The following is a 17,338-nucleotide window of genomic DNA, read 5'->3' as shown; positions in this document are numbered from 1 at the left end:
AAAACATTTTTCTTTGAGAAGAACTCCAACTTACATAGGTATTTTAATCGGTATACTCTCTACTCTTCTTGTTGTTTCCATATGGCGCGGCTGCAAAGAGAAAAAAGCTGAAGCCATTAATCAGGATTATTATCTGATTACTAATCAGATCAGCAAAATGAATAAAATGGTGGTTTTAGAGCAGAATTTCTCAAGCTTTCAGACGCATAAAAGCGCTGCTTTTAAATTTGGAGGCTATGACATTCTTCCTAAGGAAATGGTATTGTATACAACTGCTAAAGCGCAGGTAACCTATGATCTGAAGCAAATGAAGATAGATGTAGATACCATTAACAAAAAATTGGTAATTACAGAGCTTCCAAGAGCCGAGATTAAAATTTATCCGGATGTGAAAATTCACTTTATGGATGATTATGCCATGAACAGATTCGACCAGAAAAGCATTAATGGCATTATGGAATCGGCTAAACAAAACATGGTAAAAAGTGTTGACCAGAAGAAACTGGAACAGGAAGGGCATGAACAGTTGGTTCATAACCTAAATGATATTTTTGTTTTGGCTAAAGCCTTGAATTATAAAATAGAGGATAAAACCGGCGAATTAAAAGGAATTATTCTTTAAAATATATCTTTGGCAAGGTTTAAAAAAGCTCATAGATCTCAAAGACCTATGAACTTTTTATTTTTAAATTAACGATAACAAATCAGATACAAATCCCGGGAAATACAGAGAAATATATTGCTATTGGCAGATAGTATCCCTCCGGAATACTTACTTCTCTATACACCCGTTTTTTACACAGATCAGGCTCCTCCGAAACTTTGTTCTAATTCCTGTTGATTTCTTATCTTATGAAACTTTATACAGAAAATATAGTTCATCATAATGAATGAAGAACTCCGTCAGGAGCTTTATCTATATAGATTATAATTTATGAAAATTCAGGGCGTTCCGGAGGAACGCTATCTTAATACAAAATTCTATTAAAAGTAGAAAGACCCCCGAACATGTCGGAGGCCTTTCAAAAAATAAACCCTAATAATAAATCAACTTTAATATTTAAACTATCGTAGATTTTCCAATTTGAATGTTTTCGTAGTTGTAATAACTACCATGCTGTGTATTACGGATAAACTCCGCTACAAAACTCCCTACCTCCGAGGTAGAATAAGATTTTGTCGTATTGAGATCCTGGGTTACAAAACCTTCTGCTATAGCTTTTTCTACAGCTTTCTCAATCGTTCTGGCAGCAACATCCCACCCAAGGTGGTCCAGCATCATTGCTGCACTTAAAATAGATGCTAACGGATTGGCAATTCCTTTCCCTTTAGCTTGCGGATAAGATCCATGAATTGGTTCAAACATCGAGTTAGACTCTCCTACCGATGCGGATGGCATTAGGCCGATAGATCCACCAATAACACTTGCTTCATCCGAGATAATATCTCCGAACATGTTTTCTGTCAAAATAACGTCAAACTGTTTCGGATTCAGGATCATTTGCATTGCTGCATTGTCCACAAAAATGTAATCTAAAACAACATCTTCATACTGAGGAGCTATCTCCTGACATACTTTACGCCACAATCTGGACGTATCCAATACATTTGCTTTATCGATTAATGTAAGCTTCTTACGACGCTTCTGAGCGGCCTGAAATGCAAGGTGTGCAATTCTTTCAATATCCGCTCTGTTATATTGGCAAACATCATATGCATATTCACCATTCTCTTCTGTAAATTTCTCACCGAAATAAATACCACTAATCAGCTCACGGTAAATTACCATATCTGTTCCGTCGATAATCTCTTTTTTCAACGGGCTGCTTTCTGCTACCTTGTCAAAGATTTTCACAGGTCTCAGGTTAGCGAATAGTCCCAACTCTTTTCTTAGCTTTAACAATCCCTGCTCCGGGCGTACTTTTGCTTCCGGATTGTTATCAAAATACGGATCACCAATTGCACCAAACAATACTGCATCTGAGTTTTTGCAGATATCCAGTGTTTCATCTGGTAAAGGATTTCCCGTCTGGAAAATGGCTTCAGCACCAACTATAGCCTCCTGAAACTGAAATTTGCAACCGTATACTTCAGAAACGGCATTTAATACTTTAATACTTTCATTTACTACTTCCGGTCCTATTCCATCACCAGCAAGTACAGCAATTTTCATTTCGCTCATTAGAATGTGTTTTGTAAGTTTTTTTCGAAAGCGTCGATCTTATCTCTTTTACTGATCAAGAAATCAATATCGTCATAGCCATTCATCAAACATATCTTTTTGTAAGAGTCTAGATCGAAGCTTTCGGATTTATGGTTAAAGGTTATAGTTTGCTTCTCTACGTCCACTGAAATTTCGGTTTCAGGGTTATTAGTTATGGTTTGTAATAGTTCTTTCAGAAATTCTTCGGATACTTTTACAGGCAGCAATCCGTTATTCAGTGCGTTACCTCTGAAGATATCGGCAAAATAGCTGGATACAACCACTTTAAATCCGTATCCTGTTAACGCCCATGCAGCATGCTCTCGGCTACTTCCGCAACCAAAATTGTTACCTGCTACCAGTATTTCTCCGGAATATTTTGGATTATTAAGGACAAAATCTGTATTCGGATTATTTTCTTTATCAAATCTCCAGTCTCTGAAAACATTTTGTCCAAAACCATTCTTGTCAATACTTTTTAGGAATCTTGCAGGAATAATCTGGTCTGTATCTATATTTTCCGTTGGTAAAGGAATTGCTGTTGAAGTAATATGTGTAAGCTTCTGCATTTTCTTAATTTTTAGAGATTAAAATTCTCCCTTCTACTGCTACCTTAGCTGCAGTTAGCGGACTTGCCAGGATAGTTCTGGCACCTTGTCCCTGTCTTCCTTCAAAATTTCTATTCGATGTAGAAACACAATATTCACCTTCAGGGATTTTATCATCGTTCATTGCCAGACATGCTGAACAACCAGGCTGACGAATTTGGAAACCGGCTTCTGTAAATACTTTATCCAGTCCTTCATCATAAATCTGTGTTACAACCTGTTGTGATCCCGGAACGATAAGCGCATTAATATTTTCGGCTTTTCTCTTTCCTTTAATGTATTCTGCTACTGAACGAAAATCTTCGATCCTTGCATTGGTACAGCTACCAATAAATACATAATTCACAGGAATATCACTGGCAGACTGCCCCGCATGTAACCCCATATATTTAAGAGCTTTCGCTTCAGATTCAGTTACGGGGGTCGGAACACTTTCATTTACTGAAATCCCCATTCCCGGATTTGTTCCGTAAGTAATCATTGGATGAATATCTTCTGCATTGAAGTGAAATTCTTCATCGAAAACAGCACCTTCATCGGATTTCAAAGTTTCCCAATAGGCCACTTTCTTTTCCCATTCTTCTCCTTCAGGTGCAAACTTGCGACCTTTCACATAAGCGAAGGTTGTTTCATCCGGTGCAATCATTCCACCACGGGCTCCCATTTCTATACTCATGTTACATACTGTCATACGCCCTTCCATAGACATTTCTTCAAAAACATTTCCGGCATATTCACAGAAATAACCTGTTCCAGCATCTGTTCCGATTTTAGAAATAATATAAAGGATGACATCTTTTGGCTGTACATCTTTATTCAGTTTACCATTCACGGTAACACGCATAGATTTAGGCTTATTCAGTAACAAACACTGGCTGGCAAAAACTTGCGCTACCTGACTGGTACCAATACCGAAAGCAATGGCTCCGAAGGCTCCATGTGTAGACGTATGACTGTCTCCACATACAATGCTCATCCCTGGCTGGGTAATTCCCAGTTCAGGAGCAATAATGTGTACAATTCCTTGATATGGGTGGCCTAAGCCGTATAATTCTACATTATTTTTTTTACAATTCTCTGTCAGCTGTTCTACCTGAGTTCTGGAAAGGTCATCTTTAATTGGCTGATCTTGATCTAATGTGGGTACATTATGGTCAGCTGTCGCCGTAATTTGTTTAGGACGAAATACCTGTACTCCTTTAGCTTCCAGTTCGGCAAAAGCCTGTGGGCTTGTTACCTCATGGATCAGGTGTCTGTCGATATAAATAATCTGAGGTCCGTCTGGTACCGTATCTACAACATGGGCATCCCAGACTTTATCGAATAATGTCTTCTTATCTGCGTTCATAATTGGCACTTTGGCTATATACATTCATTATAACATTCAAATCTTCATCATTTACTTCTTTCTTGCTGTCAGCTACTTTTAAGAATTCAGAGTATAAAACATCCAATTCATTTTTAGTAATATCAAAGCCAATATTTTTATATCTGTAAGCTAATGCAGAACGTCCGCTTCTGGCTGTAAGAACAATTGAAGATTCAGTTACCCCAACATCTTCCGGATTAATAATCTCATAAGTTTCACGGTTTTTGATCACACCATCCTGATGAATCCCGGAGCTGTGTGCAAAAGCATTAGCACCTACAATAGCTTTATTAGGCTGTACAACCATTCCCATCATATCCGAAGTCAGTTGACTAAGTTCAGTTAGCATTCTGGAATTAATATCTGTAGCTAAATGAAGGTCTCTGTGTTGTTGCAAGATCATTACCACTTCTTCAAGAGCGGTATTTCCTGCTCTTTCCCCTATTCCGTTAATCGTACATTCAATTTGTCTTGCTCCGTTTATTGCTCCAGCGATCGAATTGGCAGTAGCCAGTCCAAGATCATTGTGACAGTGGCAAGAGATAATTACATTATCAATACCCTTTACATTTTCTTTCAGGTATTTTATTTTAGCTCCATATTCTTCTGGCAGACAATATCCGGTAGTATCCGGAATATTCAGTACCGTAGCTCCTGCTTTAATTACCGCTTCACACACACGCGCCAAGTGGGCATTATCTGTTCTTCCGGCATCTTCAGCAAAAAATTCCACATCTTCTACAAAGCTTTTAGCAAAACTTACAGCTCCTACAGCACGCTCGATAGCCTGCTCCAGTGTAATGTTGAATTTATATTTAAGATGAGATTCAGAAACTCCTATACCTGTATGAATTCTTGGTCTTTTAGCAAATTTCAGTGCCTGAGCAGCAGATTCTATATCTTTTTTATGAGCACGGGAAAGTGCACATACTTTAGCATTTCTTACTAACTTTGCAATCTCGGTTACAGAATGAAAATCACCGGGACTGGAAATAGGAAAACCTGCTTCGATAATATCTACACCGAGCTCATCGAGTTTTTCTGCGATAACTAACTTTTGTTCTACATTCAATTTACAACCCGGGACTTGTTCCCCATCACGTAAGGTAGTGTCAAAAATTTCAATCTTCTCGGCTTTCATAATGAAGTTTTATTTAATTTTGACTCAAAAGTAGATGAATTCACTATTATCGGTTTTTCAGATCCGCTAAAAACTACAATATCCATTTCATTGAAAACTTTTTATAAAAAACTGATTATCAACTAAATAAACTTTCACTTTTTACAATGGCAGATTTGCAAAAAGATTTTCTTTTCGTACTGATAAAGTCACTTTCTACATCAGAAAAAAGACAATTTAAGCTTTATGTTAACCGTTTAGGAATAAATGTAGATGCTAAATTTCTGCTCCTGTTTTCTGAAATGGAGAGAATGAAAGAATATGATGAAGACATTATCATTTCAAAAAAAATATCTACCAAACAGCAGCTTTCTAATCTTAAAGCACACTTGTATAAACAAATATTGGTGAGTCTGCGCATGAATCCGAGTCTTCAGAACAACAGGATACAACTTCGGGAGCAACTGGACTTTGCCACCATTCTGTATCAGAAAGGTCTTCACCGCCAGGCATTGAAGATATTGGATAAAGCAAAACAAACAGCTTTTGATCTGGATGAAAAAACATTGGCTATAGATATTATAGATCTGGAAAAAGTTATAGAATCCCAATATATTACCCGAAGTATAGAAGGACGCGCTGATGAGCTTATCACCCAGTCACATGAACTCAGTATTCAGAATTCCTATTCCACAGAACTTTCCAATCTATCACTGAAGCTGTACAGTGAAATGCTTAAAAACGGTTATGCACAGAATGACACAGATAAGGAAAGTATTATTCATCAGTTTAATGAGCAAATACGGAAAATAAGTTTTTCTAAACTGAATTTCAGGGAAAAACTGTGGTTTTATAAAGCCCATGTATGGAAACATCTTCTGCTTCAGGATTATAAACATGCCTACAAATACTCTCAGAAATGGGTAGAATTATTCTATGAAAATCCTGAAATGATTAGTAATCACCCGGTATGGTATATTAAAGGGAATACTAACCTAATGAAGATTCTCTTTCTAAACGGCCAGGTAAATAAATTGGAAGGCTGGTTTGAAAGATTTCGAGAAACAACCAGTTCAGGACATTTTACAACTAACGAAAATTTACAGTCTCTTACTTTTCTGAATGTTTATAATACTCAGATGAACATCCATTTTATAAAAGGGGAATTTTTCATTGGCACCAAACTTATTCCTGAAGTCGAACTGAAGATGGAGAAATTCCGGGACAAAATAGATGACCATCATCTTCTTATACTATATCTGAAAATTGCAGCCCTATATTTTGGTTCTAAAAAATATAAAGAGACTATAGAATACGGACAAAGAATATTGCAGGCCAAAGGCTCCAGCATACAGGAGGACCTGGCATTTCATACAAGAGTTTTAATTCTGATGGCAAAATACGAATCCGGAATGGATGAGGATTACGATGAATTTGCGAAACAAACCCATCGTTTTGTTGCTAAAATGAAGAATGCAAGTGAAATTCATTTTAGTATAAGTGAATTTTTCCAGAAGCTAAATGAGGTTTTCTTTTCGGAACAGGAGAAAATTTTCACAGAGTTTTACAACACCCTTAACATATACAACCAGAACCCTTTCCATAAGCGAACTTTAGTATATATAGACATTCAGAGCTGGGCTGAAGCTAAGGCTACACACATAGATGTTGTAGAAATTATCAGACAAAAAGTAAAGAATAGAAAACTGTAGCTGATCTTTTCTCATTTTTTTGTAATTTTGCGTACATTTTTTTACTATGATAAAGATCACACTTCCGGACGGAAGCATTAAAGAATTCGAGGCAGCGGTAACTCCGCTACAGGTCGCGCAATCCATTAGTGAAGGATTGGCACGTAACACTATTTCGGCATTGGTAAACGGGACACAGACAGAAGTGACCACGCCAATAACGGAAGATGCCACGGTTCAGCTTTTTACCTGGAACGATGATATGGGTAAAAAAGCGTTCTGGCATTCCTCTGCTCACCTTTTAGCTCAGGCTATTCTGGATTTTTATCCGGATGCGAAGCTAACTATTGGGCCTGCGATTGAAAACGGTTTCTACTACGATGTAGATTTCGGTGACCAGACATTCTCTGAGAAAGATTTCGAAAAAGTCGAAAAGAAAATGCTGGAGAATGCAAAAAAGAACTCAACCTTCAATCTATATCCTGTTTCCAAGGCTGAAGCATTAGAAACTTATAAAGATAACCCTTACAAAACCGAGCTAATCGAAAATTTAACTGATGGCGAAATCACTTTCTGCTCTCATGACAATTTCTTCGACTTATGTCGTGGTGGTCACATCCCGGCAACCGGAATTGTAAAGGCAGCAAAAATTCTAAATGCTGCTGGTGCTTACTGGCGTGGTGACGAAAAGAACAAGCAGCTAACTCGTGTATATGGAATTACTTTCCCTAAGCAGAAAGATTTAACAGAATATCTGGAGCGTCTGGAGGAGGCGAAGCGTCGTGACCACCGTAAATTAGGTAAAGAATTAGGAATTTTCGCTTTCTCAGAAAAAGTAGGTGCAGGTTTACCATTATGGTTACCAAAAGGAGCTGCTCTTAGAAAGAAACTAGAAAACTTCCTTTCAGCTGCACAGAAAAAGCAAGGATATGAATTCGTTATCTCTCCGCATATTGGTCACAAAGATTTATATGTAACTTCTGGTCACTGGGAGAAATACGGAGCAGATAGTTTCCAGCCAATTAAAACGCCACACGAAGGAGAAGAGTTTTTATTAAAACCAATGAACTGCCCTCACCACTGTGAGATCTACAAAGCACAGCAATGGTCTTATAAAGACCTTCCAAAGCGTTATGCTGAGTTTGGTACAGTTTACAGATACGAGCAAAGTGGAGAGCTTCACGGCTTAACCAGAGTTAGAGGATTTACTCAGGATGATGCTCACCTATTCTGTACCCCGGATCAGTTATTGGAAGAATTCGAAAAAGTAATTGATTTAGTACTTTATGTTTTCTCTTCTTTAGGATTTGCTGATTTTACAGCTCAGATTTCTTTAAGAGACAAAGAAAACAGAGAGAAATATATTGGTTCTGAAGAAAACTGGGAAAAGGCAGAACATGCCATCATCAATGCTGCAAACCAGAAAGGATTAAAAACAGTTATAGAATACGGTGAAGCTGCATTCTATGGACCAAAACTAGACTTTATGGTGAAAGATGCATTAGGCAGAAGCTGGCAGCTTGGAACCATTCAGGTGGATTATAATTTACCTGAGCGTTTTGATCTTTGGTATACAGGTTCTGATAATGATAAGCACAGACCGGTAATGATTCACCGTGCTCCGTTTGGGTCTATGGAAAGATTCATTGCAATACTTATAGAGAATACAGCCGGAGATTTCCCGTTATGGCTTAGTCCTGAGCAATTTATCATTTTACCAATCAGCGAAAAATATGTAGATTATGCAAAAAAAGTTTCGCAATTGTTAGAAATTCACGATATTTGCGGTCTGATTGACGAAAGGAATGAGAAAACGGGTAAGAAAATCCGTGATGCAGAACTTAAGAAAATCCCATATATGCTTGTTGTAGGCGAAAATGAGGCTCAAGACGGAAGCGTTTCTGTAAGAAGAAGAGGCGAAGGAGATTTGGGTGTCATGTCAGTAGATGATTTCGTACTACATGTAAAGAAAGAAATAGCTAACCATTTAAATAAATAAGACCATAGCACTAAGAAGACCAAACAACAGACCACCGATGCGCAAAAAGGAAGATGCGCATATGATTAACGAAAATATCAAAGTGAGAGAAGTCCGCTTGGTGGGTGACAATGTAGAGCCGGGAGTATATCCAACTGCTGTTGCACGTAAAATGGCTGAAGAGCAGGAATTGGATCTTGTGGCAATCTCTGATAAAGCAGAGCCTTATATTTGTCGTATTTTGGACTATAAGAAATTCTTATATGAACAAAAGAAAAAACAAAAAGAACTAAAGGCCAAGCAAGTTAAAGTTGTTGTAAAGGAGATTCGTTTCGGCCCTCAAACTGATGATCACGATTACGAATTCAAGAAGAAACATGCTGAGAAATTCCTTGAAGAGGGTGCTAAGCTTAAGACTTACGTATTCTTCAAAGGGAGATCTATTATCTTCAAAGATCAAGGAGAAATCCTTCTTCTTAAACTTGCTCAGGAACTAGAGCATGTTGGAAAGGTAGACCAGCTTCCTAAGCTTGAAGGTAAAAGGATGATCATGATGATGAGTCCAAAGAAACCTGCAAAGTAAGTACAATGTAATAATATAGCAATATAACAGTGTATTAATAATCATGATTACATTGCTACATTGATAAAAAGATATTGATAACAAAATATAAAAAAGCAAAACAATGCCTAAATTAAAAACTAAATCAGGAGCTAAGAAGCGTTTTGTTCTTACCGGTTCTGGAAAGATCAAAAGAAAGCACGCTTATAAAAGCCACATCTTGACTAAAAAAGAAACTAAGCAAAAGAGAAATCTTACGCAAACAGGTCTAGTTAGTGCAGTGGATACAAAAAGCGTACTTAGACAATTAGCAATCAAGTAGTTTTTATAAATCTAATATCGGTTTATAAGAATTCTAACAAATTCAAAACAAGTTAACCCTGAAGCGGAGCTCATTAAGAGTAATATAATGTTACCGCCCTCTTCAAAAAAACAATTAAAATTATGCCTAGATCAGTAAACGCGGTTGCCAGTAGAGCACGCAGAAAAAAAATCATGAAGCAGGCTAAAGGTTTTTTCGGTAGAAGAAAGAACGTTTGGACTGTAGCTAAAAACGCGGTAGAAAAAGCAATGCAATATGCTTACCGTGGTAGAAAAGAAAAGAAAAGAAATTTCCGTTCCCTATGGATTACCAGAATTAACGCTGGATGTAGAGAGCACGGTGTTTCTTACTCCAAATTTATGGGGGATCTTAAGAGAAACAACATCGAGCTTAACAGAAAAGTTCTTGCTGACTTAGCAATGAACCACCCTGAAGCTTTCAAAGCTGTTGTAGATCAAGTAAAATAATTAATAATTTCTGTTATCAATATAGAAACTCCCGGTTTTTCTGGGAGTTTTTTTATATATTTATGCCTTTAAAAACTAAGAAGAACTAATAACTCATAAATATGAATAACTCATTTAACAGAAGAGATTTTATCAAGACCAGTTCTATGGCAGGAATGGGCGCCTTAATTCCCTCGAGCACTTTATTCAACATTTTCGATTTCAACCCTAAAAAGGTAAGAATAGCTTTTATCGCTGTTGGTTTACGTGGACAAACTCACGTAGAAAATATGGCAAGACGTGATGATGTGGAGATTGTAGCATTTGCAGATCCGGATCCTTACATGGTTGGACGTGCACAGGAAATTCTGAAAAAGAATGGCAAGAAGCCTGCTAAAGTTTTTGGAAATGGTAATGACGATTACAAAAACATGCTTAAAGATAAAAATATTGATGCTGTTTTTGTATCATCTCCATGGGAATGGCACCACGAACATGGCGTAGCAGCTATGAAAGCTGGTAAAATTGTCGGAATGGAAGTTTCCGGTGCTATAACACTGGAGGAATGTTGGGATTACGTAAAAGTATCTGAACAAACCGGAGTTCCGTTAATGGCATTAGAAAATGTATGCTACAGACGCGATGTAATGGCTATCCTGAATATGGTAAGAAAAGGAATGTTCGGAGAACTTGTTCACGGAACAGGAGGCTACCAGCACGATTTAAGACCAGTTTTATTCAACAGTGGCATCAATGGTAAAAACGGAGATGGTGTTGAATTCGGAGAAAAAGCATTTAGTGAAGCCAAGTGGAGAACGAACCACTATAAAAACAGAAACGGGGAACTTTACCCTACTCATGGTGTTGGTCCATTGCATACAATGATGGATATTAACCGTGGAAACAGATTACTAAGATTATCATCTTTTGCATCCAAAGCAAGAGGATTACATAAATACATCGTGGATAAAGGTGGAGAAAGCCATCCTAATGCAAAAGTAGAATGGAAACAAGGAGATATTGTTACCACTCAGATCCAGTGTCACAACGGAGAAACTATTGTATTAACACACGATACCAGCTTACAAAGACCATATAACTTAGGATTCAAAGTTCAAGGTACAGAAGGTCTTTGGGAAGATTTCGGCTGGGGAGAAGCAGCACAAGGATTTATTTACTTCGAGAAGATTATGAACCATTCTCACAGATGGGATAGTTCTGAAAAATGGATTAAAGAATATGATCACCCTATGTGGAAGAAGCATGAGCAGAAAGCTGTTGGTGCGGGTCATGGCGGTATGGATTACTTCTTAGATAATACGTTCGTAGAATGTATTAAAAGAAATGAAGCATTCCCGTTAGATGTCTATGATCTGGCTACATGGTATTCCATTACTCCTCTTAGTGAAAAGTCTATCGCTGAAAACGGTGCCGTTCAGGAAATTCCTGATTTTACAAACGGTAAATGGAAGAATGCTAAAAATACATTTGCAATAAATGACGACTACTAAAACTAATGCAACTTTACTTGTTCTGGCAGGTGGCCTGGGCAGCAGATACAAAGGAAAAAAACAAGTAGATCCAATGGGGCCTTCAGGTGAGTGCCTGATGGAATATTCTATCTATGACGCTAAGAATGCTGGTTTTGATCAGCTTGTGCTTATCATCAACGATTACTTTAATCAGGAAACCAAAGATCATTTCCAAGCTATTGCTGACAAGGTTGGCATAAAGCTGGATTTTGTGATACAGGCTCTTGATTCTCTTTTACCAGAAAAACATAAAAACAGACTGGAAAACAGAGTTAAACCTTGGGGTACAGGTCACGCTATTTTAACTGCTAAGGATGTTATTAAAAATCCTTTTGTGGTAATTAATGCTGATGACTATTATAACCGAAAAGCCTTTGAAAAAGCTTATCAGCTGATCAATTCAGGACAAATTAATGAGCATCAGTATGGAATGGTAGCCTACCCTCTTTCAGCAACACTAAGTGATAACGGAAGTGTGTCTCGTGGTGTTTGTACAATCGAAAGTGGTTTGCTGAAAAAAGTAGTAGAGCATACCAATATTTCTGAAGAAAACGGGAAAATCATCCATACAGATGATGCCGGAAACAAAACAGAATTAGCTCCTGACACACAGGTTTCGATGAATTTCTGGATTCTGGACACTTCAGTATTCCAGGTTTTAGAAACTGAATTCGATCAATTTTTAACTAACCTAAGCTCGGAGAAAGCAGAACTTTTCATTCCTTTTGTTATTGATGATATGATCCATAATGAAGGTTTAAAAGTTGTTGTTGAATCTTCACAGGACAAATGGTTTGGTGTAACCTATCCTGAAGACAAAGACTTCGTTATCAAATCCGTTCAGGAAATGGTGGATAACGGCTACTACCCGGCTTCGCTATGGTAAACTATGAACAACTACATTAAGATTTTACAGTCTTTTATATCTATAAAAGATGAAAATAAAGTGTCCATCATTCCTATTAATGATGGACATATTAATACTACATTGCGTGTAGATATTAATGACAACGATGCACAACAGTATATTTTACAGAAAATAAATCATCATATCTTTCGAAAACCGGAAGTAATTATGCATTCTATAGATGTGGTAAACAAGCATCTTCAATCTGCCGGATATGAATATGAAATTCTTGAAACTGTTCCAAATCTGGAGGGCGAATTTCTGACTATAGATGATAATGAGGACTACTGGAGAATGACGAAGTTTATTCCTAATACTTATTGTGTTACAAAAGTAAAAGACAGGGATCAAGCTTATGAAGCTGCGAAAACACTAAGTGTTTTTTATTCTAAAATTCTGGATCTCAATCCAAATTTGATTGAATCATCAATTCCGGGTTTTATAGACTTTGAAAAAAGAATTAATGATTACAAAGTTTCTTTGGAAAAAGCTTCTGAAGAAAGAAAGAATGAAGCTTCTGAAGAAATAAATTTTGTCAATCAATACCTGAATCTTCCGGAGTTATTTATCCAGAATCAGAAAAACGGAAGTTTCCCATTGCGAATTGTACATGCAGATCCTAAAATCAGTAATATACTCTTCGATAGTAATACTCATAAGGGACGCAGTGTAATAGATCTGGATACACTAATGCCAGCAACTATTCTTTATGATTTTGGTGATATGGTAAGGTCATATACCAACCTAAAAGAAGAGGATGATCCTAATCCTGAGAATGTATTCAGCAGAGAATATTATGATGCTGTAAAAGAAGGTTTTCTTTCTCATACATCAGGTTCACTGACAAATGCAGAAAGAGATAATCTGGATTATGCGGGCCAGGTGGTTGTATTTATACAGGTGATTCGTTTTTTAGGTGATTACCTGAATGGAGATACCTACTACAAAACAAAATATCCTAACCATAATCTGGACAGGACAAAAAATCAGATCAATTTATTAAAAGAATTATTAAAAATAGAACCGGCACCTTAAGCCGGTTTTTTTTTATTTTCAGCCAAAAACATCAATTTATCCTTTCTCTCTTACCATTCATCAAATAAAGTTTAGTATCAATAGCTTTCTTCGTTGTTTTGAGTCAGATTTAAACAACATTTACAATGAAACAACGAATTTTAGGACTCACTGTATTATTAGCATGTATTACCTGCTCTGTAGAAGTAAGTGCACAACAACAACCTTCTATTTTTCATTTAGGAGCAAAAGGAGGAGGAAACTTCACTAAAGTATCTACATCATCAGGTTTAACCGGAAAATATGATTATGGATATCATTTGGGGGCTATGGCTCGGGTTGATCTTGGAAGTTTATATGTACAGGGTGAAGCCTTATATAATCAAAAAAGAACATCTTATGATACTGGTAGTGAAGGTTCTCAAAAGCTAAAATGGAACTCAATTGATATTCCTGTAGTAATTGGTTATAAAGTTATTAATGATAAAGACTATAATGTAAGGGTATTTGCAGGAGGTGTATATAGCTATGCATTTAGTGATAACCTTTCGGCTTCAGCAGCATTACAGGACAGTTTTAAAAAATTTGATAGATCAAATATTGGAATTACCGGGGGTATCGGACTGGATTATAAAAACTTTACAATAGATCTTAGATACGAAACCGGTCTTTCCAATGTTAGCAAAGAATTTAAATCCAAACCTCATAGTTTCTCACTTGGCATTGGCTACTTCTTATTCTAAAAACTTAAATTATCTTTACCAATTAGAAACTACGGATTTGTAGTTTCTAATTTTTTATAAACCTACTCTGTATTATTTATGATAAAAATTTTTACTGTAAGAAAATACATATTTACCATAATATTCTGGCTTGCTTTTGGTGTTTTCCTCTGGTTAAATTTCCAGTCAGACGACGGAAAATTAAATGCTCTTTTTCAAACCTGTGCTATTTTAATCAGTTCTTTTATTTTCACTCAGCTTTTAACCGTCAAATTACTACCGAAAGCTTTAAGATCTAAAAGAATGAAATGGTTTCTAATTCAGTCCATCCTGATCATTTTTTCACTCAGCATCCTGTTTTCATTAATTTTCACTTACATTCGTGTTGACAGAAGCACTCCTTTACCTCCAAATTTTTCAGAGCAAATTCCATTTCTCTGGAAAGGTTTTTATTTGTCTATTTCTGCCTCTTTTCTTATAAATGGTACAGCATGTGGAATAAAATTTTATCAGGAACACGGAAAAATAGAACGGGATCATATCCTTCTTCAACAGGCACATCTGGAAAATCAGTTAAAGTTATTACAGGATCAGATCAATCCACATGTAATGTTTAACATTCTGAACCATATTCATATTCTTATGAAAAGCAATACTGAATTAGCCTCATTTCTTTTATTAAAATTTTCAGATATACTTCGATACCAACTCTATCATTGTAATCAAAATCTGGTCGTATTAGACGGGGATATCCAGTATCTACAGGATTTAGTGGAAGTAGAGAAACTAAGATGGGGAAACGAATTGGATGTAAAAGCAGAATGGCAGATTGAAAATAAAAAAGCACTTATTGTACCACTTCTTCTTGTTCCGTTTATAGAAAATGCTTTTAAGTATGTGTGCCGACTTCCGGGACAGACTGGCTATATAAACATTTCCTGCACAGAAAAAGAAGGTTTGCTTTCCTTTTATGTAGAAAATTCTTATTCGGATTTAGTGGTAAGCAGAAAGAAAGACGGAGCTCACGGAATTGGATTGCAAAATGTAAAAAAGCGATTAAAACTTCAGTATCCGGGTACTCATGACCTTAAAATTGAATCAGAAGGAAACGTCTATAAAGTATCCTTAAAACTAAAATTATCCAACGAAAATGACCAATAATTATACTCTGCCCAAAATGAAATGCCTGATTATAGATGATGAACCATTAGCGAGATTCCATCTTAAAGATATGGCAGATCAAATCGATTTTCTAGAAGTTATTGCTACCTGTGCAACAGCATTGGAAGCAAATACTAAAATACAGGAAAACCAGATTGACCTTATTTTTCTGGATATTAATATGCCTTATTTAACGGGGCTTGAATTTTTAGAGCAATTGGAAAATCCACCATTATGTATTCTTACAACAGCGTATTCAGAATATGCGCTGGAGGGCTATAGATTGCAAGTAGTCGATTATCTTCTGAAGCCTATAACTTTTAATCGTTTTTATCAGGCTGTAAATAAAGCTCAACAGCAATTTATTATGGCTGAGAAAATGAAAAAAAATGTCCAGCTGGAAGATCCTTTTTTATATGTACGCCAAGGAGATACTTTTATAAAAGTTTCCTGGGTAGACATCCTATATATTGAGAGTATGCAGAACTATACTAAGCTTCATTTTAAAGAGAAATCTATTGTGATTCATCAGACAATGAAAGCTATTGAAGAATCGCTTTCCGCAGAACATTTTTTCAGAATTCATAAATCGTTTTTAATTAATATTACTCATATAGAAATGATTTCCGGAGGACGCTTATATATTAATAAAATTGAGCTTCCTATATCCAGAACCCGTAAAGAAGAATTACTTAACCAGGTTGTCTATAAAAAGCTCATTAGTAAATAAGAAACTGTCTATGGAAGATTCCAACGCAACGCTACAGCTGCATAAAACGAGTTTGTAAAACTTGGATCTTTTTGCTTTTTCTCTTTAAAGAAACTTTTCAGGCTACGGTCATTCTCACTAAAAGACCTTACAAGCACACTCCCGCCGGTAATACGCAGGCTTAATGATTTTCCGATCTTTACTTCGGGCCTTAATCCTGCTGTTATCTGTTGATAGCCTAATAGTATTGATTTATCTTCCTTCTTTCTCTCTACTACCATACCGTCTAATCCCACTACAGCTTTTAAAGCAAACATATCAGAGAACTGATAGCCAACAGTAGCTTCTTCCGGGAATTTGACACTAACCTTAAATTTAGTACCTGTTTTCCAGTCCAGATAAATAAAAGGCATAATCATCGGGACACCGAAAGCTGTTGTTATTCCCGGTCCAAATCCAAAGGCCAAATTAGGGTTAAACTGTTTTATAAATACTACGCCACCCTGCCCTAGGATATCACTCTTGTCTACGTTTTCCAAATCAGTATAGACACCAACAGTTCCCATAATCATCATGCTCCATTTCCCTCCTAATGGCCTTATATGCTGCAGTCCAATCTGAGCGTTCAGCATCTGATCCGGAAATAGTTGTGTAGCATAGTCTTTATGAGACAGCTTAGCATAAGAGCCACTTACCAATAGTGACCATGCTTTTACCTTTCCATCCTCTGTTTTTTTTACAGACAAAGGAATACTAAGATTCATTTGTATTCGGCGAAAGTTACTTTTTGAATTAGTTTTAGTGCTGTCCTCCGGACGGATATAATTGGAATAAGGTATGTATTCCGTTTTCAATTCTCCGGATATTCCGGATTGTGCGTTTGCCCAATAAAAAAAATGGGTCATACAATAAAAAGTGATCAAAAGACCTTTTCTCATAGCTTAAATTTTCTGCAAAGAGAGGTCTTTGATAGTCTGATACAAAAATTACTTGA

General features: G+C 36.6%; 17 protein-coding genes. 12 read left to right on the top strand and 5 right to left on the bottom strand.

The genetic code is table 11. From position 1 onward, the window contains the following. Positions 1 to 13 precede the first annotated feature (13 nt). Complete coding sequence (locus AYC65_RS05195) at positions 14 to 622, top strand: DUF4230 domain-containing protein (protein ID WP_034870303.1); 609 nt, start codon at positions 14 to 16, stop codon at positions 620 to 622. Positions 623 to 1,060: 438 nt separating this feature from the next. Here AYC65_RS05195 and leuB read toward each other — a convergent pair whose 3' ends face one another. The 4 genes from leuB to AYC65_RS05175 are packed head-to-tail and all read right to left on the bottom strand — an operon-like array spanning position 1,061 to position 5,321. Further along, a complete protein-coding gene (gene leuB, locus AYC65_RS05190; protein WP_034870301.1) occupies positions 1,061 to 2,182 on the bottom strand; it encodes a 3-isopropylmalate dehydrogenase in 1,122 nt (373 codons plus the stop codon). After that, on the bottom strand, positions 2,182 to 2,772 hold the full coding sequence (gene leuD, locus AYC65_RS05185; RefSeq protein ID WP_034870299.1) for a 3-isopropylmalate dehydratase small subunit: 591 nt from the start codon (positions 2,770 to 2,772) through the stop codon (positions 2,182 to 2,184). Before leuD ends, leuB begins: the two co-directional genes overlap by 1 nt. 4 nt (positions 2,773 to 2,776) lie before the next feature. Then, the gene (gene leuC, locus AYC65_RS05180) at positions 2,777 to 4,159 is read right to left on the bottom strand and encodes a 3-isopropylmalate dehydratase large subunit (protein WP_034870388.1); all 1,383 of its coding nucleotides are present in this window, start codon (positions 4,157 to 4,159) and stop codon (positions 2,777 to 2,779) included. Next, a complete protein-coding gene (locus tag AYC65_RS05175) occupies positions 4,146 to 5,321 on the bottom strand; it encodes a 2-isopropylmalate synthase (RefSeq protein WP_034870387.1) in 1,176 nt (391 codons plus the stop codon). The genes leuC and AYC65_RS05175 overlap by 14 nt, the downstream gene beginning before the upstream one ends. Positions 5,322 to 5,467: 146 nt before the next feature. Between AYC65_RS05175 and AYC65_RS05170 the strand changes: the two genes are divergently transcribed. The 11 genes from AYC65_RS05170 to AYC65_RS05120 all read left to right on the top strand — a co-directional run bounded on the left by AYC65_RS05170 (position 5,468) and on the right by AYC65_RS05120 (position 16,365). Further along, positions 5,468 to 7,012 (top strand): hypothetical protein, encoded by a 1,545-nt coding sequence (locus tag AYC65_RS05170; protein WP_034870293.1) that lies wholly within the window; start codon positions 5,468 to 5,470, stop codon positions 7,010 to 7,012. Positions 7,013 to 7,058: 46 nt separating this feature from the next. Beyond that, positions 7,059 to 8,990 carry a threonine--tRNA ligase gene (gene thrS / locus AYC65_RS05165; protein WP_034870291.1) on the top strand — a complete coding sequence of 644 codons (1,932 nt, stop codon included), beginning with the start codon at positions 7,059 to 7,061 and terminating at the stop codon, positions 8,988 to 8,990. Between the two features lie 37 nt (positions 8,991 to 9,027). Further along, on the top strand, positions 9,028 to 9,552 hold the full coding sequence (gene infC, locus AYC65_RS05160) for a translation initiation factor IF-3 (RefSeq protein ID WP_009085972.1): 525 nt from the start codon (positions 9,028 to 9,030) through the stop codon (positions 9,550 to 9,552). Between the two features lie 103 nt (positions 9,553 to 9,655). Beyond that, positions 9,656 to 9,853 (top strand): 50S ribosomal protein L35, encoded by a 198-nt coding sequence (gene rpmI / locus AYC65_RS05155; protein ID WP_009085970.1) that lies wholly within the window; start codon positions 9,656 to 9,658, stop codon positions 9,851 to 9,853. A 122-nt stretch (positions 9,854 to 9,975) separates the two neighbouring features. Further along, entirely contained in the window at positions 9,976 to 10,320 is a 345-nt protein-coding gene (gene rplT, locus AYC65_RS05150) for a 50S ribosomal protein L20 (protein ID WP_009085968.1), read from the top strand. A 101-nt stretch (positions 10,321 to 10,421) separates the two neighbouring features. Beyond that, positions 10,422 to 11,810 (top strand): Gfo/Idh/MocA family protein, encoded by a 1,389-nt coding sequence (locus AYC65_RS05145; protein ID WP_034870289.1) that lies wholly within the window; start codon positions 10,422 to 10,424, stop codon positions 11,808 to 11,810. Then, entirely contained in the window at positions 11,797 to 12,717 is a 921-nt protein-coding gene (locus AYC65_RS05140; RefSeq protein WP_034870287.1) for a nucleotidyltransferase family protein, read from the top strand. The genes AYC65_RS05145 and AYC65_RS05140 overlap by 14 nt, the downstream gene beginning before the upstream one ends. Positions 12,718 to 12,720: 3 nt before the next feature. Then, positions 12,721 to 13,773 carry a phosphotransferase enzyme family protein gene (locus AYC65_RS05135; protein WP_034870285.1) on the top strand — a complete coding sequence of 351 codons (1,053 nt, stop codon included), beginning with the start codon at positions 12,721 to 12,723 and terminating at the stop codon, positions 13,771 to 13,773. A 125-nt stretch (positions 13,774 to 13,898) separates the two neighbouring features. Continuing rightward, a complete protein-coding gene (locus tag AYC65_RS05130; protein ID WP_034870283.1) occupies positions 13,899 to 14,495 on the top strand; it encodes a porin family protein in 597 nt (198 codons plus the stop codon). A 282-nt stretch (positions 14,496 to 14,777) separates the two neighbouring features. After that, complete coding sequence (locus AYC65_RS05125; RefSeq protein WP_234300246.1) at positions 14,778 to 15,635, top strand: sensor histidine kinase; 858 nt, start codon at positions 14,778 to 14,780, stop codon at positions 15,633 to 15,635. Beyond that, positions 15,625 to 16,365 (top strand): LytR/AlgR family response regulator transcription factor, encoded by a 741-nt coding sequence (locus AYC65_RS05120; protein WP_034870278.1) that lies wholly within the window; start codon positions 15,625 to 15,627, stop codon positions 16,363 to 16,365. Before AYC65_RS05125 ends, AYC65_RS05120 begins: the two co-directional genes overlap by 11 nt. Before the next feature lie 8 nt (positions 16,366 to 16,373). Here the strand turns inward: AYC65_RS05120 and AYC65_RS05115 are convergent, their stop codons facing one another. Beyond that, positions 16,374 to 17,282: a DUF6268 family outer membrane beta-barrel protein gene (locus tag AYC65_RS05115; RefSeq protein ID WP_052114716.1), complete on the bottom strand. Its 909-nt coding sequence runs from the start codon at positions 17,280 to 17,282 to the stop codon at positions 16,374 to 16,376. Positions 17,283 to 17,338: the final 56 nt, after the last annotated feature.

Source organism: Elizabethkingia bruuniana (genome assembly GCF_002024805.1).
GTDB classification, from domain to species: domain Bacteria; phylum Bacteroidota; class Bacteroidia; order Flavobacteriales; family Weeksellaceae; genus Elizabethkingia; species Elizabethkingia bruuniana.
The sequence above is the reverse complement of the archived record's forward strand: the minus strand, read 5'-3'. Positions and strand labels throughout refer to the sequence as shown.